Here is a 20,092-nt window from a genome sequence, read left to right as displayed (position 1 = left end):
GGCTTGCGGGTCAGTGGGCGTCGCAGCAGGCGTCCCTGCGCATCAGCCTTCCCATCGCGAGCCAGTCCTCCCCGACTTCGGCCGTGCTCCGGGCGGCCGGCTCGAAGGCGGCGGTCAACTCCGCGGTGGTGTAGGGCGCTCCGCCCCTCAGTACCGCGACGGTACGCACGAGGGTGTCGAAGTCCGTGAACGGGTCGCCGTCGACGACGGTCAGGTCCGCCAGCCTGCCCTCCTCCACGGTGCCGAGGTCCCGGTCGAGGCCGAAGAGCCGGGCGGGCAGGACGGTCGCCGTGCGCAGGGCCTGGGCCGGGGAGAGACCGCCGCGGTGCAGGGCGCGCAGGCCGAGGTGGAGGGAGAGGCCGACGGGGACGAGCGGCTGGTCCGTGCCGAGCGCGACGAGTCCGCCGGCGGCCAGGATCCGCCGGTAGACGTCGGTCTCCGTGCGCAGGGTGGCGAGTTGGGCCTCGGTGGGCGCGACCCCGGCCGACTGCTTGACGGTGGCCGAGTCCCACGGCGGCATCACCACCGTGACCCGGGGGTCGTCGGCGAGGGCGGGGTCCGCGCCGAGCAGGGGGACGGCGGTGAAGGGGGTGGCGATCATCGAGAAGCGCACCCCGCGCGCGGTGTAGATCTCCACGACGTCCTGGTGGGCTCGGCCCGTCGCGGTGACGGCATGCCCGAACTCGGCGCGCTGGGTGGCCTGCAGATGGGTCGTCAGGTCCTGGCCGACCTCGACGCCGGGCGACAGCAGATGACTTCCCGCACGGACACCGAGCCGCTCGTGGGCGAAACGGGCCGCTTCCGCCATCACCCAGGCCGGCGCCCGCACATACGTCTTCACGAAGTCCCAGTCCAGCGCCTCGCCCCGCTCCAGGGAGCGCAGCAGTCCGTCCCTGGTCCGGTGGGCGCGGCCCATGCTGTAGGCGACACGCGCGCCGTCGAGGAGTTCGCCGGTGGTCAGCAGCCGGGGTCCGGCGAGCTGTCCGGTGGCCACCGCCTCGCGCAGCCGGGCCTGTTCGTAGGCGAAGCCGCCCAGCGAGACGGCCGTGGTGATGCCGTAGGTGAGCTGGCCGACGGTCTGGCGGCCGCCGTAAGTGCTCTGCCAGGGGTGGGTGTGGGTGTCCCACAGGCCGGGAATGACGGTGCGTCCGGAGGCGTCGAACCGGCGGAGCGCCGCCCGCCGTCCTGACCGGTGCGGCTCGACCGCGGCGATACGTCCGCCGCTCACCACGATGTCCACGTCCTCGCGGGTCGTCTCGCCGGTGCCGTCCCACAGACGCCCGGCATGCACCACGAGGTCCGCGGGGGTGGGTCTGGGCGCGTCGAGGGGGATGCGGACGGTGCGGGCGGGGCCGCCGTCGACACCGATGAGGCGAAGGCGGCCGGAGGAGAGGTGGAGCAGGGTGGTGGAGTCGGCGGACCAGGAGGGGTGGTCGGCCGGTTCGGTGGTGAGGGTGCGGAGTTCTCCGTTCGGGGTGCCGTCGGGGTCGACCGGCAGCAGACACAGCGCGGACTCCACGATCACCGCCATCCAGCGCCCGTCGGGCGACCAGACCGGTCCGGAGTCGTAGCGGTCGGAGACGGAGGTGTGGGGCGCCACCGCGTGCAAACGGTCCGCACCGTCCGTGGTGTCGACGATCCGGAGGAGGTTGTAGCCCTCCCGGAAGCGGGAGTTGAGCCGGTTGCGGTCGCACAGGGCGAGGTGGCGGCCGTCCGGGGACCAGCTGGGGCGGCCGGGCAGTCCACCGGCGCCCAGCGGCGCGGCCAGGACGCGTTCCTCGCCGGAGGCCAGGTCGCGGACGAGGAGCCGGCCGGTCATGTCGAGGCAGGCGAGCCGCCGCCCGTCGGGCGACAGCGCCGGATGCACCCGGCCCCCGGTCGCGAGGGCGGTTTCCTCGCCGGTGGCCGGATCGTGGCGGTAGACGCCGAGCAGCCCGTCGCGGTCGTCGGCGTACACGAGCGACCGCCCGTCCGCCGCCCACGAAGGGGCCAGCAGATAGCGCGTGGAGGCGGCCGTGTGCAGCCGCCGCGGCGGACGCCCGCCCGAACTCGCCGCCAGCCAGAGCGAGTTGAGGGCGGCGAAGGCGATCTGCCGGCCGTCGGGTGAGAGCGCCGGCAGATGAATGCCCCGCACGGGACGGGCCCGCCCCTCCCCCAGGTCGTACTCCTTGGTCCGGTACCGCGGCCGCCGCACCGGCAGGGTGCCCTCGAAGGGCAGGCTCTCCGGGTGCGCCGGACTGTCCGGTCGCACGAGGGTGAAGGCGCCGTCGACGGTGAGGAGCAGCTCGCCCCGGGGCGTCCAGCGCGGGGGCACCGGCGCGAGGTCGCCGCTGAGCGCGACCGGGTGGCCGTCGACGACGAGGGTGCAGGAGGCGTTCGGGGCGGCGGTCGTACGCAGGTGGGCGAGGCGGCCGTCCCGGGCCACGGCGGGGGTCATGACCTGGGCGGCCGCGGGCTCGGTGTACCGGACGGCGACCGCGTCCTGGCCGTCGGCCCGGACGGCGGCGATCGTCCGGGCCTCCACGGTGAGCCCGAGGGAGGTGGTGACGGTCTTCGCGCGGACGAACAGGATGTGGGTGCCGTCCGGTGTCCAGGTGGGGTCGAAGTCCTCCCACGCTCCGTCCTGGAGGGGGCCGTCCTGGCCGGTCAGGCCGGTGACGCGGGTGATGCGGCCGGTGCGCAGGTCGAGGACGTGGATGCGGTACGGGCTGCCGGCGACCGGGTCACCGCCGCGTTCGGAGGAGAAGGCGAGCCGGGTACCGTCGGGCGACCAGGCCGGGCCGCGGTCGTCCCAGGGCCCTTCGGTGCGCCGCCGCAGGTCGGAGCCGTCGGGGCGGACGGTCCAGAGGTGGAATCCGCCGTCCCGGTAGGCGCAGAAGGCGACGAGCTCGCCGTCCGGTGCGTGGCTGGGCCGGTTGGGCTCCAGGTCGGGCGGGGTCAGGGCACGGGCCGTACCGCCGGTGCGGGGCAGGGACCACAGGGTGCCCTGCACCTCGGCGACCAGTTGGTCACCGGAGAGGGTCGCCGAGCCGTTGGTGACCCGGGTGAAGGTCAGGGAGGGGGCGCCGGTGCGCTGTCGTGCCACCGCCGCGGGGGCCACGCCCACGAGGGGCACGGCGCCTGCGGCGGCGAGGAGTTGACGGCGGGTCGGACGGAAGGTGGGGCTCCAGTCACGGTCCATGACAGAACACCCTGGCGTAACCGTCACCTCGGGCGCAACAAACGGTACGAGGTCGACCGCGGAGGGTGACGGTGATCGCGCCACTGATCCACGGCCGGGCGCCTCGAACGGCCGGAGACGGGGACCCGGCACCCTGTGTCCCGTCGTCGCGGCGGTACCGACCACCCCGGACAGAAAGTCACAGCCTGATCGACATCACCGGCGAATACCGCCTCTCGCTGCCGGCCTGGATCGAGGACGAGCTGGCGGACGTGCCCGCCGTCGTCCCAGGTCGGGAGGACCGCATGCGGCTCGTGCACCGGCTGGCCGACCGCACCTGGCGTGAGGGCGACGGCGGCCCGTTCGCGGCGCTCGTGGCCGAGGAGGACACCGGCCGGATCGTGTCGGTCGGCGTGAACGTCGTCCTCGCCTCCGGCATCTCCAGCGCCCACGCCGAGGTCCTCGCGCTCGCGCTGGCCCAGACCGCGATCGGCGGCTGGGATCTCGGCGCCGAGGGCTTCCCGGCCCATGAGCTGGTCGTCAACTGGCGTCCGTGCGTGCAGTGTTACGGCGCGGCACTGTGGTCCGGGGTGCGCGGGCTGGTCGTGGCGGGCGCGGGGCCCGAACTCGAGCAGCTCACCACCTTCGACGAGGGCCCCCTGCCCGACGACTGGGCCGAGCAGTTCGAGGCGCGCGGGATCAAGGTCACGGGGGACGTGCTCCGCGAGGAGGCGATCTCGGTGTTCCGGGGCTACCGCGAGGCCATCGACGCCGGTGAGATCACGGTCTACAACGCCCGCGGGGGCTCCGACTGACGCCCATTTCATACGATTGCAACATCAGCCAGGATGACCTGCCTCGGCGCGACGGTTGCACCCGGCACGAGCCCGTGCAGCGAGAGGGAACCATCATGACCGTCCAAGACGTCGACCGCGTGAGCTTCGTCCAGGAGTGGGAGGAGTGGCACCGGCGGAAGGAGGCGGTGCTCTCCGCCCCGCACGGCTTCCTCGCGATCACCAGCCTCCGCTGGCTGACCGAGGAGCCCACCCGCTTCGAGGACGCGCCGGGCGCCTGGGCCGCCACGGACGACGGCGTGGTCGTCGAACTCGACGAGGGCGAGGAGGTGACGGTGGACGGACAGGTCGTGCGCGGCCGTCACGACTTCGGCGTACTCGCCGAGCGCGCGAGCGTCTACGTCGGCTGGGGCGACGCGGTGATCGAGGTCGCCAAGCGCGGCGGCCACGACATCCTGCGGCCCCGCCACCCCGAGAACGCGCTGCGTTCGGCCTTCACCTTCACGCCCGCCTACGACCCCGACCCGCGCTGGGCCCTCACCGGCCGCTTCCTGCCCTTCGACGCGCCGCGCCCGGTGACCGTGGGCGCCGCCGTCGAGGGCCTTGAGCACGTGTACGACTCCCCCGGGCAGATCGAGTTCGAGCTGGACGGCACCGCGCACCGGCTCACCGCCTTCAACGGCGGGGAGCCCGGCGCGCTGATGGTGCTGTTCACCGACGAGACCTCCGGCGTGACCACGTACGCGGCCAACCGCGCCCTGCAGATCGCCGCCCCCGACGCCGAGGGCGGGGTGACGGTCGACTTCAACCGCGCCGCCAACCTGCCCTGCGCCTACACGGACCTGGCCACCTGCCCGCTGCCGCCGGCCGAGAACCGTCTGCCGGTCGCGGTCGAGGCCGGCGACAGGATCCCGTTGGAGCGTGGCGGGCAGCCCTGACGGGACTACCGCGCGAGAAAGTCGGACAGCCCGGTCAGCAGCCGGTCGACGTCCTCCGCGCTGTTGTACGGCGCGAGTCCCACGCGCAGGCCGCCGGTGTCGCCGAGGCCCAGGCGGCGGGAGGCCTCGATGGCGTAGAAGGAGCCCGAGGGGGCGTGGACGCCGCGCTCGGCGAGGAAGGCGTAGGCGTCCACCGTGCTGTGCCGTTCGAAGGTCAGCAGCACGGTGGGGGTGCGGTCGGCGGCCCTGGAGTGCACGACGACGCCGTCGAGGGCGGCGAGGCCCTTGTCGATCTGGGTGCGCAGGACGTGTTCGTGCGCCTCCAGGGCGGTGTAGGCGGCGGCCAGGCGCTCGCGTCGGCCTCCCTCGGCAGCGGTGTCGAGGCCGGCGAGGAAGTCGACCGCCGCCCGGGTGCCCGCGAGGAACTCGTAGGGCAGGGTGCCCAGTTCGAAGCGCTCGGGGACCGCGTCGGTGGACGGAAGCAGCTTGTCCGGCCGCAGGGTCTCGAGCAACTCCGGCCGGGCGGCGAGGACTCCGTGGTGCGGGCCGAGGAACTTGTACGGCGAGCAGACGTAGAAGTCGGCGCCGAGCGACTCCAGGTCCACCAGGGAGTGGGCGGTGTGGTGGACGCCGTCGACGTAGGCCAACGCACCGGCCTCGTGCGCCAGTCGGGCGATCTCGGCGATCGCGGGGCGGGTGCCGATCAGGTTGGAGGCGGCGGTGACGGCGACCAGCCGGGTGCGCCCGGACAGCACGGCCCGGACGTCGTCGACGGTCAGCTCACCGGTGGCCGGGTCGAAGTCGGCCCAGCGCACGGTGGCGCCGGCCTGGGCCGCGGCCTGCGTCCAGGGACGGATGTTGGCGTCGTGGTCGAGCCGGGTGACGACGACCTCGTCGCCGGGCGCCCAGGTCTTGGCGAGGGTCCGGGAGAAGTCGTACGTCAGCTGTGTGGCGCTGCGGCCGAAGACGATGCCGGACGGATGCGCTCCCAGCAGGTCGGCCAGGGCCCGGCGGGCCTCGGTGACGAGGGTCTCGGCGTTGCGCTCGCCGGGCGCGGTGTGGCCGCGGTTGGACAGGGGGTTCACGAGCGCGTCGGCGATCGCCCGGATGACCGGCTCGGGGGTCTGGGTGCCGCCGGGTCCGTCGAAGTGGGCGACACCGGCGGCCAGGGCCGGGAACTGGGAGCGGAGGGCGGTGATGTCGAACGTCACGGGGGGCTCCTGTCGGTTCCGGGTGGGTGCGTGCCGCGGTCGCCTCAGCGTGTCACGACCACAGCACGTGCAGGGTGGGCGGCTTGCGGAAGACCAGGCCGTGCGGGCTCGCGGGGCGGTCGGGGTCGAGGCGGAGGGCGGGGAGGCGTTCCAGGAGGCGCTGGAGGGCGATGCGGGTCTCCAGGCGGGCGAGGTGGGCGGCGAGGCAGTGGTGGGGTCCGTGGGCGAAGGCCAGTTGCAGGCGGGCCTCGGGGCGGCGGACGTCGAAGCGGTCGGGCTCGGGGAAGACGGCCGGGTCGCGGTTGGCGCCGGCCAGGGAGACGGTGACCAGGTCGCCGCGGCGGATGGTGGCCGGGCCGAGGACGGTGTCGCGGGTGGCGTAGCGGTCCACGACCGCCGCGCCGGGCTCCAGGCGCAGGGACTCCTCTATCGCGCCGTCCAGCAGGTCGAAGTCGTCCTTCACCAGGGTGAGTTGACCGGGGTCGCCGAGCAGGTGGAGCAGCGCGTTGGTGATCATCGCCTCGGTGGTCTCGATGCCGCCGAACATCAGCACGGCCGCATTGGAGGCCACCTCGGGCACCGTCAGCCGTCCGGCGGCGGCAGCGAGCAGCGAGGAGGTGTCCGGGTCGGCGACGGTGGCCTCGACGGCGCCCCGCAGCTGCGCGTAGGCCTGGGCGCCGGAGGTGCCCGGGTCCAGTCCTGCGGTGATGTCCGAGACCGCCCGCACGATGGCGTCGTACCAGGTCAGGACCGTCTCCGTGGTCGTGCCGGCCAGTCCGAGGGCCTCGGTCACTACGGTGACCGCGAGAGGTCCGGCGAAGGTGCGGCGCAGTTCGCCGGCGCCCGCGGGTGCGAGGGAGGTGATCAGCCGGTCGGTCTCCTCCTCGATGAAGGCGGCGAAGCCGTCGCGCACCGCCCGGGGGCGGAAGGGGGCGGCGAAGGGGTCGCGGTGGCGGGTGTGGTCGGCGCCGTCCAGGGAGAGCATGCTGGGGCCGACGACCTGGGCGGTGGAGAAGCGGGGGTCGTCGACGGTGAAGGTCGTGCCGTCCCGCATGACGCTCAGGGCGAGGTCGCGGCGGGTGACCAGCCAGCCGTCCAGTTCGGGCAGCCAGGACACCGGCTCGTGCGCCCGCAGCAGCGCGAGGCGCGGATGCGGATCGTCGGCGAGTTCGGCGAGCGTGGTGGAGGCGCCGAGGGGGAAGGTATCGACGGCGCTCATCGCGCGTTCCGGCCGGGCGGTGGGAAACCGATCACGGCTCAGCCTAACAACGGCGCCGAGCGGTCCCAGCGGCCAGGTCAGGAGGACACTGGGCCTTGGCGGGAGGAGCGTCATGACCACTGTGGACGTGCACCAGCATCTGTGGACCCCGTCGCTGGTGGCGGCCCTGCGCGCGCGTCGCGAGCCGCCGTACCTGGACGGCTGGACACTCCGTCTGGAGGGCGAGCCGCCCTTCGCGGTCCGGCCGGGCGACCACGACATCGCCCGGCGTGCGGAGCTGGCCGCCGCCGACGGCCTCGGCCGGGCGCTGGTCTCCCTGTCCACGCCGATCGGTGTGGAGTGGCTGCCGGCGGCCGCGGCACGGCCCCTGCTCGACGCCTATCACGAGGGCGCGGCCGCGCTGCCCGAGCCGTTCGGCGCGTGGGCCGCGGCCTGCGTACGGGACGTCGACGCGGCCGCCACCGCCAAGGACCTCGACCAGGGCTTCGTCGGCCTCCAGCTCCCGGCCGACGCCCTCGCCGACGCGGCCGGTTACGCGCGCTGCGCCCCGCTGCTCGACCTGCTTGAGGAGCGTGACCTGCCCCTCTTCGTACATCCCGGCCCGGCACCCGGCGGATCCGCCGGTCCCGGCTGGTGGCCGGCCATGGTCCCCTACGTCCAGCAGATGCATGCCGCCTGGTTCGCCTTCCGCGCCTTCGGCCGCCCCCGCCACCCTCGCCTCCGGGTCTGCTTCGCCCTCCTCGCCGGCCTCGCCCCGCTCCACGGCGAACGCTTCGCCGCCCGCGGCGACGGAGAGACCGGGGTCGACCCGAAGGTGTTCGTCGAGACGTCCTCCTACGGCCCCCGCGCGGTCGAGTCGATCGTCCGCGCCCTGGGCGTGGACGCGGTCACCCAGGGTTCGGACCGCCCCTACGCCGAGCCCCCGCACCATCCCGGCTTCGGCCTGGGCGGAGCCGCCGCATACGCCTTCAGGGTCGACAACCCCCGACGCCTGCTCAAGGGAGGCGACTGAGCAGAGATCACCCCCGTCACAGGGCGCGCCGGGGAGCCGGGTTCACGGGCGCCAGTACAGGGCCGGGTCGGGGTGGTCGGTGAAGCCCAGGGAGCGGTAGAGGGGTTCGCCTTCCCGGGAGGCGTGCAGGTCGACGCGGGACGCTTCGCGGTCGCGGAACCAGTCCTGCAGGGCGCGCATGATCGCGCGGCTGTGGCCGCGGCGCCGGTGGGACGGGTCGGTGATCACACCGATGACGTGGCCGATGCGGCCGTTGGTCAGATGAGGTCCGGGCAGGCGTTGTTCGATCGTGCCGATGCCGCAGGCCGCGAGTCCGCCGTCGTCGCCGTCCACCACGAGGACGCGCACGGTGTCGTCGGTCAGCTGTTCCTTGAGGACCACGGCCAGGGCGTCCAGCCAACCGCCGTCCGCCGTGGCCGGGTTGAAGAAGTCTCCGCCGAGGTCCTCGAAGAGCAGGGCGCGCAGCCGCAGCAGCTCCACGAGGTCGTACTCCACGGCCTGCCGTACGGCCGATGCGTTGTCGGGGCGTTGTCCCATGCCGACCAGACTGCTGTAATGGTCTTATGCATCTCAACCCTTACGGCGAGGATGCCGTGAAGCTCGCCGCGGATCTCGCCAACCGGCGCCCCGCCGACGCCGAGGAGCTCGCGGACCGCTGCCGGGCCGCCGGTCTGGTGCTGGAGCGCCCGGTCACCCCGCACGACCTGGCCCGCGCGGAGGAGGCGCTGGACGCCTGGGAGAAGGTCGTCGACGCCGAGGACGAGAGCGAGCGCGCCGAACTGCTCAACGCCATGCTGGCGACGGCCGCCGCGTATCCGCGGCTGACCAACCACGCCGGGAGCGGCTGGCACGTGCACTATCGCGACCGCGAACTGCCCCTCGGATCACTGCTGTTGTCCCTGATCTCCGTCGGCACCGCCCTGCATCTGGCGGGCCGCGGCATGCACCGGCTGCGCCGCTGCGCCGTGACCGAGTGCGCCACGATCTTCGCCGACACCTCCCGCACCGGCCGGCAGCGCTACTGCTCCCAGCGCTGCGCCAACCGCGACGCGGTACGCCGTCACCGGGCCCGTACGACCACCTGACGCCGACGCGTTGTCACCTCAGGACGAACCTTCCCTCCCCCGGGACTCAACTCCCGCAAACAGAACAGGGATCGTCCAATCCCGCACCCATTTCACTGCCATATTCGAAAGCAACTTCGGAGGTGGCTGTGACGCGAGAGGCGACGACATCCCGAGCGAGCAGGACGGCACCGGCGACGGCGACCGCGCCGACGGCACCCACGGCGGACCGCACCGCCCGGCGCATCGCGGACCTCGAGGACCGCCGGGCCCAGGCGACGATCACCGGTGTGCCCAGAAGACGGGGCGCGCTCGGCGCGCGGGAGCGGATCGGGCGGCTGCTCGACGAGGGCTCCTTCACCGAGACCGGCCTCTTCGTCCGCGCCCGGCCCACCGGCGACGGCGCACAGCGCCCCTACGGAGACGGGGTCGTCACCGGGTGCGGAACGGTCGACGGACGGACCGTCTGCGTGTTCGCCCAGGACTCCACGGTCTTCGGCGGCAGCATGGGCGAGGCCTTCGGCGAGAAGGTCGTGGCCCTGATGGACCTCGCGCTGAAGACCGGCTGTCCGGTCGTCGGCCTCAACGACTCCGGCGGCGCCCGTATCCAGGAGGGCGTCGCCTCGCTCGCGCTCTACGCCGAGCTGGTGCGCCGCAATGTGCAGGCCTCCGGCGTGATCCCGCAGGTCTCTGTCATCCTCGGCCCGTGCGCGGGCGGCGCCGCCTACTCCCCCGCCATCACCGACTTCACCGTGATGGTGGACGGCGCCTCGCACATGTTCGTCACCGGCCCGGACGTCATCGAGGCGGTCACCGGCGAGCGCACCACCGCCGAGGAGCTGGGCGGCGCGCGGGCCAGCAACACCGTCAACGGCAACGCCCACTTCCTCGCCGCCGACGAGGAGGACGCCCTCGACACCGTGCGCGACCTGCTGTCGTACCTGCCCGCCAACAACCTCGAGCGGCCCCCGGAGTACGCGCCCGGCGCCGTCGCCGACGGCGGTCTCCTCGACGAGGTGGTCCCGGACCGCACCGGCCGGGCCTACGACATGCGCGAGATCCTGCAGGCGGTCGTCGACGACGGTGAACTCCTGTACGTCCAGGAGCTGTTCGCACCCAACATCGTCTGCGCACTGGGCCGGGTCGAGGGCGCCACCGTCGGGATCGTCGCCAACCAGCCCCTGCACTCCGCCGGTGTCCTGGACATCGACGCCTCCGAGAAGGCGGCGCGTTTCGTACGGTTCTGCGACGCGTTCGGCATCCCCCTGCTGACCTTCGCCGACGTCCCCGGCTATCTCTCCGGCGTCGGCCAGGAGCGGGCCGGCATCATCCGGCGGGGCGCCAAACTCCTGTACGCCTACGCCGAGGCGACCGTCCCGAAGGTCACCGTGGTCGTGCGCAAGGCGTACGGCGGCGGATACGCCGTGATGGGCTCCAAGCACCTCGGCGCCGACGTCAACCTCGCCTGGCCCACGGCCCGTATCGCCGTCATGGGCGCGGAGGGCGCCGTCGGCGTGCTGCACCGGCGTGAACTGGCCGCCGCCGACGACCCCGAGGCCCTGCGCGCCCGTCTCGTCGCCGCGTACGAGACCACCCACGGGACCCCCTATCCGGCCGCCGAACGCGGCTACGTCGACGCGGTGATCGCCCCGCACGAGACCCGCGCCCACATCTGCCGCGCCCTGCGCACCCTGCGCGGCAAGCGCGCCCCGATGCCCCAGCGCCGGCACGGCAACATCCCGCTCTGACCGCACTGGCAGCACCGGCAGCACTGGCAGCGCGGGGGCTCTGACAGCTCTGACCGCTCTGAATCGGCCGCGTGCCCGCGAGAACTCTCCGCGTCCTTCGCACCACCCCGCTCCGCCCCCACCGACAGCGATGTGAGGAGCCACGCCCGATGGACAGCCGCCGCCCCCCGCTCGCGCCCGCGTACCGGACTCTGCCCGAATACGTGCGGCACTGGGCCGAAACCACCCCCGACCGCAGGGCGTTCACCTTCGTCGAGCACCCCGCCCCCGGGTCGCGCGGCGTGCACCGCACTCTGACCTGGCGCCGGCTGGAAGCCCGCGTCCGGGCCCTCGCCGCCCGGCTCGCCCAGGAGGCCGGACCCGGTGAACGGGTCGCGCTGCTGTGCCCGCAGGGCACGGACTACATCACCGGGTTCCTCGCCGCGCTCACCGCCGGGCTGGTCGCCGTACCGCTGTATCCGCCGGGTCTTCCCGGGCACGGCGACCGGCTCGCGGCGGTCCTGGCCGACGCCCGGCCCGCAGCCGTGCTGACCACGAGCCGGGTCCTCGCGGAGGTGACGGACTTCTGCGAGCGCGCGGAGATGCCGGTCATCGCGGCCGACCAGGTCCCCGAGGCCACCGCCCAGGACTGGCGGGCACCGGAGCCGGACCCGGAGGCGACCGCGTACCTGCAGTACACCTCCGGCTCCACCCGCACCCCGGCCGGCGTGGAGATCACCCACGCCAACGTCGTCGCCAACGCCCACCAGGCCCTCAGTGCCTACGGCGCCGACACGCACCCGGTGACCTGCGTGGGCTGGCTGCCGCTCTACCACGACATGGGCCTCGTGCTGAGCATCGCGGCCCCCGTCGCTCGGGGCCTGCTCTCCGTCCTGATGGACCCGGCCGCCTTCCTGCACGAACCGGCGCGCTGGCTCGGGCTGTTGACCGCTCATCCGCGCGCGGTGAGCGCCGCGCCCAACTTCGCCTACGACTACTGCGCCTCCGCCGTCACCGACGCGCAGAAGGCGGACCTGCGGCTGGACGGCATCACCGCGCTGATCAACGGCAGCGAACCGGTACGGCCCGGCACCGCCGACCGCTTCCACGCGGCCTTCGCCGCCCAGGGGCTGGACGCCGGCGTCCACTGTCCGTCGTACGGGCTGGCCGAGGCGACCGTCTTCGTCAGCGCCGCCCGGCCCGGCGAGCCGCTCGCCCGGTTCGCCCTCGACCGAGACGCGCTGGCCACCGGCAAGGCGCTGCCCGCCCGGCCGGACGACCCCAGAGCCGTGTTGCTGGCCGGCTGCGGCACCCCGGCGGGGCAGCGGGTGCGGATCGTCGACCCCCTGTCGCGTGCCGCGCTGTCCCAGGGGGAGGTCGGCGAGATCTGGGTGCGGGGCCCGAACGTGGGGCGCGGTTACTGGAACAACGAGCCGCAGACCCGGCGCGTCTTCGGTGTCGCCCTCGCCGGGGACACACCGGGCGGCTGGCTGCGCACCGGCGACCTGGGGACCGTGCTGGACGGCCAGTTGATCGTCACGGGGCGGCTGAAGGACCTGATCGTCGTCGACGGCCGCAACCACTACCCGCAGGACGTGGAGGCCACCGTCCAGGACACGCATCCGGCGGTGCGGCGCGACCGGCTCGCCGCCTTCGGCGTGCCCGGCGGGGCGGGTGAGCGGGTGGTCGTCGTCGCCGAGCACGCCCGGACCACGAGCCTCGCCGACATCGATCTGCCGGACCTGGTGCGGGCCGTGCGTTCGGCGGTCTCCTCCCGTCACGGGCTGCGGCTGGCGGACGTCGTGCTGGTCGCGCCGGGCACGGTGCCCCGGACGTCCAGCGGCAAGGTGTCGCGGGCGCTGACCCGGACCCGGTATCTGGAGGGCGCCTACGCGGCCGGGACCGCTCGGTGAGCGCCGCCGACGCGGGCGCGCTGCGCCGCCTGATCGCGGAACGGGTGGCCGCCTGGACCGGCGGCGCCGTCGCCGACGTCCCGATGGACCGGCCGCTGGCCGACCTCGGCATGGGCTCCCGGGACGCCGTGGTGCTGGCCGGGGAGCTGTCCCGGCTGCTGGGCCGTGAACTGCCGCCGACCCTGCTGTGGGAGGCGCCGACCGGGGACGCTCTGGTGGCCCACCTGTGCCGAACCGCCCCACAGGAGACGCCGGTCGTGGTCCCCTCCCCGGCGCCGGACGAACCGGTCGCGGTCATCGGGGTCGGCTGCCGGCTGCCCGGCGGAGTGCGCGGCCCGGCCCACTACTGGCGACTGCTGTGCGACGGCGTGGACGCCATCGGCCGCGTCCCCGAGGACCGCTGGCGGGACTTCACGGCCTTCCCGCCCGCCGACGCGCCCGCGTACGGCGGCTACCTCGACGACATCGCCGGGTTCGACGCCGACTTCTTCCGGATCACACCGCGCGAGGCCGCGGTGATGGACCCCCAGCAGCGGATCCTGCTGGAGGTCGTGCACGAGACCCTCGACCACGCCGCCGTCCCCGCGTCCTCCCTGGCCGGCACGGCCACGGGCGTCTTCGTCGGCGTCTCGGTCCCCGAGTACGGCGGGCTCACGGGCGCCGACCCGGCCACCGTCGATCCCTGGGCCCCGGCGGGCGCGGCCCTGAGCGTGACGGCGGGACGACTGGCGTACGTCCTGGACACCCGCGGTCCCACCATGGCGGTGGACACGGCCTGTTCGTCCTCCCTGGTCGCCCTGCACCACGCCTGTGTCAGCCTGCGCACCGGTGAGTGCGACACGGCGATCGCCGCCGGGGTCAACGTGCTGCTGTCACCTGTCGTCGGCGTCGCGTTCGAGCGGGCGGGCGCGCTGGCGCCGGACGGCCGCTGCAAGCCGTTCTCCCCGTCGGCCGACGGCATCGGGCGTGGCGAGGGCTGCGCGGCCGTCCTCTTGAAGCGGCTGTCCGACGCCGAACGGGACGGCGACCGCGTCCTGGCCGTCGTCCGGGCCACGGCCGTGAACTCCGACGGCCGATCCAACGGGCTGCTGGCACCCAACCCGGCGGCTCAGCAAGCCCTGTTGGCGACGGCGTATGGGCGAGCCGACCTGGTACCGGCCCGGATCGACTACGTCGAGGCGCACGGCACCGGCACTCCGCTCGGCGACCCGATCGAGGCGGGGGCGCTGGGCGCCGTGCTGGGCGCGGACCGGGATCCCGACCAGCCGTTGCTGCTCGGTTCGGTCAAGGGCAACCTCGGTCATCTGGAGTCCGCGGCGGGCATCGCGGGAGTGGTGAAGACGGTCCTCGCCCTGTACCACGACAGCATCCCGCCCTCGCTGCACTGCTCGGACGGCAGCGCGCTCACGGACCCCCGGCTGCGCGTGGTGACCGAGCCCGAGCCGTGGCCGCGCTACGGCGGCACCGCGACGGCAGGGGTCTCCGGTTTCGGCTTCGGGGGCACCAACGCCCACGCGGTGCTGGAGGAGTGGCCGGTCGACTACCTTCCGGCCCAGGAGTCCGCCGCCCATCTGTACCTGCTGTCCGACGTCGACACCGAGCGGGTCCGCGACACGGCGGGCCGGCTCGTCGCGTGGCTCCGTGCGCCGCAGGGCGGCAGAGCGCGCCCGGCCGATGTGGCGCGCACCCTCGCGGGACGGGCCGGGCGCGGTCCCGTGCGGGCCGCCGTCGCCGCACACGGCCGGGACGAACTGGCGGACGCGCTGGGCGCGTTGGCCCAAGGGCAGGGGCATGAGCGGCTGATCACCGGTGACCGCGACCGCGTCGGGCGGGGTCCGGTGTGGGTGTTCTCCGGGTACGGCAGTCAGTGGGCCGGCATGGGGCGCCGGCTGCTGGGCGAGGAACCGGCCTTCGCGGCGGCCGTCGAGAAGATCGACGCGCAGTCGGCCGGCGAGTTCGGGTTCTCCCTCCGCGACCAGTTGATCTCCGGGGACGGTCTCGACCGCCTGGAGGTCGCCCAACCGACCTTGTTCGGGATCCAGTTGGCCCTCGCCGAACTGTGGCGTTCCCACGGTGTGGAACCGGTCGCGGTCATCGGCCATTCCATGGGCGAGGTGGCCGCCGCGGTCTGCGCCGGCGCGCTGGATGTGCCGGACGCGGCCCGGGTGATCGCCGTACGGGCGCGGCTCCTGAGCGGGCTCGAGGGCGGTGCGATGGCCGTCGTCGATCTCGGCGACGACGAACTCGCCCTGCTGGAGCGGGACTTCCCCGGCGTAGAGGTCGCCGTCCACTCATCGCCCCGGCAGAAGGTGGTCACCGGTGAGGAGCCCGCCGTCGCCCGGCTGGTGGGACGGCTGGAGAAGCAGGGGCGGGCCGCCCGCTCCATGCGGGTGGCCGGCGCCGGGCACTCACCCCAGGTCGACCCACTGCTGCCGGACCTGTCCGACGCCCTGTCCGACGTGCGCGGCCGGCCTCCCCGCATCCCGGTGTACTCCACCGTCCTCGAGGACCCGCGGGGCGACTGCGCCTTCGACGCGGCACACTGGGCCGCCAACCTGCGTCGGCCTGTGCGTCTGGACCGGGCGCTCGCGGCCGCCGCGGCCGACGGCCACGGTATGTTCGTCGAGGTCTCACCGCACCCGGTGCTGGCGCGGTCCGTCACGGACAATGTGCCGGACGCCCTCGCCGTCGGCACCCTGCGGCGCGACGCGGACGGATCCGCCGCGTTCCTGCGGGAGTTGGGCGCGCTGTACGCCGCGGGACTGCCCCTGCCGCCGCCGCCCGGCCGGGTCGTCGACCTGCCCGCGCCGCGCTGGCGGCACATACGGTACTGGTGGACGGACGGCCGGACAGCCGCTACGGCACCGGCGAGCGACCGATGGGCCGAGCCTTCCGTACCTCACGGGGACGCGTCCTCCTCCGTCGCCGCGCGACTGGGCCGGCACATCGCCGCCGTCACCGGTCATCCGGCAGCCCGCATCACCCCGGCCACGGCTCTGGCCGACCTCGGCCTGGACTCCCTGATGGCCGTCCGCATCCGCACCGCGCTGGAGCGGGAGTTCCGGGTCGAACTCCCGCTGCGTGACCTGCTGGGAGCCGTCACGGTCGCGGACGTGGCCGACCGCGTCCGGCAGTCCGTGCCGGACGTATCCCCCCTGTTCCTGTTCCCCGCGGCCGGCGCCCCCACCGGCGTCTACCGGGCACTCGCCGAACGGCTCGGGGACGACCGCCCGGTGCACGTGCTGGAGCGGATCGAGGACGCCCGTTCCGTCCGGGAGAAGGCCCGCCGTTATGCCGAGACGATCACCGCCGAGCACCCGAGCGGCCCCTGTGTGCTGGCCGGTTGGTCCTTCGGCGGGTTCCTCGCCCAGGAGACGGCACGCCAACTCACCGCCGAAGGACGGAAGGTGGAACTCGTCGCTCTCATCGACTCCGTACGGCCGCTCCCCCGCCCCGGTGTCACCCCGGCCGACCGGATCCGCGCGCACCTCACCGGGTTCGCCCGGCACGTCGCCGACACCTACGGAGTCCGGCTCCCGCTGCCGTACGACGAGTTGGTGGCGATGGAGGACGACGGCGAGCGCATCGACACGGTGCTGCGGGTGCTGCGGGAGGCCGCCGAGGTGCCGGCCGCCGCGCTGGAGCACCAGCGCGCCTCCTATCTCGATCTGAGGGTCGGCGAGGCCCACCGCCCCGGTCCCTACGACGGGCCGGTGGTGCTGTACCGGGCCACCGAGCCCGCCCCGCACACCGTGCGCGACCCCGCCTACGAACGGGACGACGCCGCCCTCGGCTGGGACGCGGTGTGCCCCGACCTGACGGTGGTCGAGATCCCGGGACACCATCTGTCGCTGCTCGACCCGCCGCACGTCGACGAGATCGCCGCACATCTGCGGCAGGTCCTCGCGAGACCCGCCCAACCGGACTGAGGAGCCGCCATGCCGCACCACCCCGCCGGAATGTCCCGCCGTGCCGTCACCAGGGCAGCGGCCGTCACGGGACTGGCCGCCCTGTTCGGCGTCACGGCCACCACCGGACGTGCCCGGGCCGCGACCCAGGTGGGGCCGCGCACCTTCGACGTGTCCGTCTCCTCCGCCGCGCTCGGCCGCAGCGCGCCGGTCCGGCTGATCCTGCCGTCGGACTTCGCCACGCAGACCACCCGGACCTACCCCGTCCTGTACCTCCTGCACGGCGCCCACGACGACTACACGTCCTGGACGCGGGAGACGGACATCGTGGCGTTCACCGAGGGCCGTGAGCTGATCGTGGCCATGCCGGACGCGGGCCCCACCGGCATCCCGAGTGTCTGGCGCAGCGGTCCGGACTACGAGACCTTCCAGTTGCAGGAGGTTCCGGCCATGCTGGCCCGCGACTACCGGGCGTCCGGCGTGCGGGCCGTCGCGGGTGTCTCCACCGGGGGTTACGGGGCGATGGCGCACGCGGCCCGGCATCCGGGCGCGTTCAAAGCGGCCGCCTCCTACAGCGGCATCCTGGACACCACGGCGATCGGTGTGCCGCCCCTGGTGGACGCGATCGTGGCCCGCGAGAACCTGACGCCGGGCTCGCTGTGGGGCAATCCGATCCTCGACGCGCTGGTCTGGCGCGACTTCAATCCGCGCGCCCGCGCCACCGGGCTGCGCGGCACACCGCTGTACGTGTCGCAGGGCAGCGGTGTCGCGGGCGGAGGAGTGGGGGACTGGCTGCCCCAGGCGCTGGAGAGCCTGCTGTGGCCCTCGGCGCACCTGTTCACCAACGCCCTCGCCCTGCTGGGCATCCCGGTCACCGCGCACTACTACGCGGGAGGAGGGCACAGCTGGGCCTACTGGAAGGCGGAGTTCGCCGCCTCGTGGCCGATGCTCGCCGGTGCGCTGGGGGTTCCGGAGTGATGTCGGCGCAGCCGGGGCACGGAACGGAGCGCAGGGGACGCCCGTCCAACGGGCGCCCCTCTCGTCCCACGGGCAACGGCCCGTGGGTGAGCCGTCTCCGGGTGAAAGGAGTGTCCGTCGTGGCCGTCCCCACACCCCGCGGCGTTCCCACCGACCCCGCCACCACCCAGGTTCCGCCCGAACTGGCCGAGTTGCTGCGCGCCCAGCTGGAGCACGTCGCCGACGAGGTGGAGGAGGAGGTCCGCAGACAGGTCCCCGAGTACGCGCGTCCCGCCGACGGCGCCTACCGGGAGAACCTCCGGGCCGGGGTCGTGCAGGCCCTGACCCTCTTCGTCGACCACATCGCCGACCCGCGCGGACAGGGAGCGGCGATCGCGGCGACGTACTACGAACTCGGGCGCGGGGAGGCGCTGGAGGGCCGCAGCCTGGACGCGCTGCAGTCCGCGTTACGGGTCGGCGGCCTGCACGCCTGGCGGCTGATGGGACGTACGGCGGAGCAACTCGGGCTGGACTCGACGGTGGTGGCCGCGCTGGGCGAACTGGCGTTCCGTACCGTGCACGAGGTCGCCGAGGCGGCCGCCGCCGGGTACTCCGAGGCGCAGTTGCGCAGCACGCACGAGCTGGAGCGGCGGCGCAGGCGGCTGCTCGATCTGCTGCTCGGCGAGGGGCCGGTGGCCCTGGAGGCCGTGCAGGACCTGGCGCACGGGGCACGCTGGCGGGTGCCCGCGCGGGTCGCGGTGGTGGCGCTGGCGGCCACGGCGGAGCCGTACCCGGCGGATCAGCCGCCGGTGATGCCGGGGGCGCTGGCGGACATGGAGGCCCGGCCGCCGCGGGTGCTCGTGCCCGACCCGGAGGGCTCCGGCCGGTTCGGCGGCCGGTCCTTCGTCCTGGGCCTGCGCGGACGCCCGGCGGCGATCGGGCCGACGGTCGCGGTGACCGAGGCCGCGCAGTCGCTGCGCTGGGCGACACGGGCGCTGGGGCTGATGGGCCGCGGGGTGTTGCCCCGGCAGGGCGTGGTGCGCTGCGCCGACCATCTCTCGACGCTGCTGCTGCACGCCGACGAGCCGCTGCTCGCCCAACTGGAGGCGCAGGCCCTGGCCCCGCTGGAGGCCGCGTCCGAGGGGCAGCGCCCGCGTCTCGCCGAGACCCTGCTGGCCTGGCTCCTCAGCGGCAGCAACGTCCCGGACGTGGCCGCCCGCCTCCACGTCCATCCTCAGACGGTCCGCTACCGTCTGCGCCAGTTGGAGAAGCTCTTCGGGGACGCCCTGCACGACCCCGACACCCGCCTCGATCTGATCGTCGCCCTGCGTTCGGCGGCCACCGGCTCCCGGCTTTCCGCGGCGGACTCACCTCAGAACAAAAACGGCGCGCATTCCTGAATTACCGTCCATAACACCTCGCCAGAAAACGCGAATACCTTCGGGATCGTCCTTTTCCCCAGGCGCTGCACGCGCCCGACCCGCAAAGGATCCCCATGCGTATTCGCTTGTGTCTCGCCGCGCTCTCGTTGGCCGGCGGGGCCGGACTGGCCACTCTCTCGCAGCCTGCGGCTTCCGCTGCCACCTGCTCGGACATCGACGTCGTGGCGGCTCGCGGCACCTTCGAACCGGGCACGCTCGGGCTGATCGTCGGCGACCCGGTGTACTCCGCACTGCAGAAGAAACTGACGGGCAAAAGCCTCTCCAGCTATGCGGTGAATTACCCGGCCGACCTTTCCCCGACATCGGCCGCCCAGGGAAACGCCGATCTGGTGAACCATGTCGACGCGCAGGCCGCCGCCTGCCCGAATCAGCGTTTCGTTCTTGTCGGCTATTCGCAGGGCGCGAACGTCGTCGACAACTCGATCGGCATCAGCAGCGCCGGAGCGGTGGTCGGCAGTCCCATCGTGGCGACCCTCCCCGCAGCGGTCGAGCCGCGAGTCGCCGCGGTGCTCCTGTTCGGCAACCCGATCCGGGCCCTCGGCAAGAGCGTCACCGGCACCTACCAGAGCCGCACCATCGACTTCTGCGCCAAGGGCGACCCCATCTGTGAGAACGGCGGCGGCGACGTCCTGGCCCACCTCGGCTACACCGCCGACGCGGACGCGGCGGCCGACTTCGCCGCGGGCAAGGTCTGAGCGAGGGCGACCAAGCGCCGATCGGCCCGGGAGGTTCTCCTCCCGGGCCGAT

General features: G+C 73.9%; 14 protein-coding genes. 10 read left to right on the top strand and 4 right to left on the bottom strand.

Annotation, left to right across the window (positions count from 1 at the left end; all coding sequences use genetic code 11):
- Window positions 1–10: 10 nt before the first annotated feature.
- The gene (locus ACWCQ1_RS24530; protein ID WP_451027379.1) at window positions 11–3,181 is read right to left on the bottom strand and encodes an amidohydrolase family protein; all 3,171 of its coding nucleotides are present in this window, start codon (window positions 3,179–3,181) and stop codon (window positions 11–13) included.
- Between the two features lie 185 nt (window positions 3,182–3,366).
- On the opposite strand from ACWCQ1_RS24530, the gene ACWCQ1_RS24525 reads away from it, so the two are divergent.
- Together ACWCQ1_RS24525 and ACWCQ1_RS24520 are read left to right on the top strand one after the other, a co-directional pair.
- A complete protein-coding gene (locus tag ACWCQ1_RS24525) occupies window positions 3,367–3,975 on the top strand; it encodes a nucleoside deaminase (RefSeq protein WP_358603638.1) in 609 nt (202 codons plus the stop codon).
- A 95-nt stretch (window positions 3,976–4,070) separates the two neighbouring features.
- Window positions 4,071–4,892 (top strand): DUF1684 domain-containing protein, encoded by an 822-nt coding sequence (locus tag ACWCQ1_RS24520; protein WP_358603635.1) that lies wholly within the window; start codon window positions 4,071–4,073, stop codon window positions 4,890–4,892.
- 5 nt (window positions 4,893–4,897) lie between these two features.
- Here ACWCQ1_RS24520 and ACWCQ1_RS24515 read toward each other — a convergent pair whose 3' ends face one another.
- Together ACWCQ1_RS24515 and ACWCQ1_RS24510 are read right to left on the bottom strand one after the other, a co-directional pair.
- Window positions 4,898–6,103, bottom strand: a complete 1,206-nt coding sequence (locus ACWCQ1_RS24515) for a cysteine desulfurase-like protein (protein ID WP_358603632.1) — start codon at window positions 6,101–6,103, stop codon at window positions 4,898–4,900.
- 52 nt (window positions 6,104–6,155) lie between these two features.
- Window positions 6,156–7,322, bottom strand: a complete 1,167-nt coding sequence (locus ACWCQ1_RS24510; RefSeq protein ID WP_451027378.1) for a cytochrome P450 — start codon at window positions 7,320–7,322, stop codon at window positions 6,156–6,158.
- A gap of 112 nt (window positions 7,323–7,434) precedes the next feature.
- Here ACWCQ1_RS24510 and ACWCQ1_RS24505 point away from each other — a divergent pair, with 112 nt between their 5' ends.
- Window positions 7,435–8,334, top strand: a complete 900-nt coding sequence (locus ACWCQ1_RS24505) for an amidohydrolase family protein (protein WP_358603626.1) — start codon at window positions 7,435–7,437, stop codon at window positions 8,332–8,334.
- Between the two features lie 42 nt (window positions 8,335–8,376).
- Here the strand turns inward: ACWCQ1_RS24505 and ACWCQ1_RS24500 are convergent, their stop codons facing one another.
- On the bottom strand, window positions 8,377–8,871 hold the full coding sequence (locus tag ACWCQ1_RS24500) for a GNAT family N-acetyltransferase (RefSeq protein WP_358603623.1): 495 nt from the start codon (window positions 8,869–8,871) through the stop codon (window positions 8,377–8,379).
- A 26-nt stretch (window positions 8,872–8,897) separates the two neighbouring features.
- Between ACWCQ1_RS24500 and ACWCQ1_RS24495 the strand changes: the two genes are divergently transcribed.
- From ACWCQ1_RS24495 to ACWCQ1_RS24465, 7 genes are all read left to right on the top strand, one after another.
- On the top strand, window positions 8,898–9,419 hold the full coding sequence (locus ACWCQ1_RS24495) for a CGNR zinc finger domain-containing protein (RefSeq protein WP_451027377.1): 522 nt from the start codon (window positions 8,898–8,900) through the stop codon (window positions 9,417–9,419).
- Between the two features lie 224 nt (window positions 9,420–9,643).
- On the top strand, window positions 9,644–11,146 hold the full coding sequence (locus tag ACWCQ1_RS24490; protein ID WP_133046967.1) for an acyl-CoA carboxylase subunit beta: 1,503 nt from the start codon (window positions 9,644–9,646) through the stop codon (window positions 11,144–11,146).
- Window positions 11,147–11,295: 149 nt separating this feature from the next.
- On the top strand, window positions 11,296–13,038 hold the full coding sequence (locus ACWCQ1_RS24485) for a fatty acyl-AMP ligase (protein WP_451027376.1): 1,743 nt from the start codon (window positions 11,296–11,298) through the stop codon (window positions 13,036–13,038).
- Window positions 13,035–16,967: a type I polyketide synthase gene (locus ACWCQ1_RS24480; RefSeq protein WP_358603614.1), complete on the top strand. Its 3,933-nt coding sequence runs from the start codon at window positions 13,035–13,037 to the stop codon at window positions 16,965–16,967. Before ACWCQ1_RS24485 ends, ACWCQ1_RS24480 begins: the two co-directional genes overlap by 4 nt.
- A gap of 9 nt (window positions 16,968–16,976) precedes the next feature.
- Window positions 16,977–17,924: an alpha/beta hydrolase gene (locus ACWCQ1_RS24475; protein ID WP_358603611.1), complete on the top strand. Its 948-nt coding sequence runs from the start codon at window positions 16,977–16,979 to the stop codon at window positions 17,922–17,924.
- A gap of 119 nt (window positions 17,925–18,043) precedes the next feature.
- Window positions 18,044–19,303 (top strand): helix-turn-helix domain-containing protein, encoded by a 1,260-nt coding sequence (locus ACWCQ1_RS24470; protein WP_358603608.1) that lies wholly within the window; start codon window positions 18,044–18,046, stop codon window positions 19,301–19,303.
- A 95-nt stretch (window positions 19,304–19,398) separates the two neighbouring features.
- Entirely contained in the window at window positions 19,399–20,040 is a 642-nt protein-coding gene (locus tag ACWCQ1_RS24465; protein ID WP_133046881.1) for a cutinase family protein, read from the top strand.
- Window positions 20,041–20,092 lie beyond the last annotated feature (52 nt).

The organism is Streptomyces sp. NPDC002144 (genome assembly GCF_053593695.1).
This window is presented reverse-complemented; position numbering and strand designations above follow the sequence as displayed.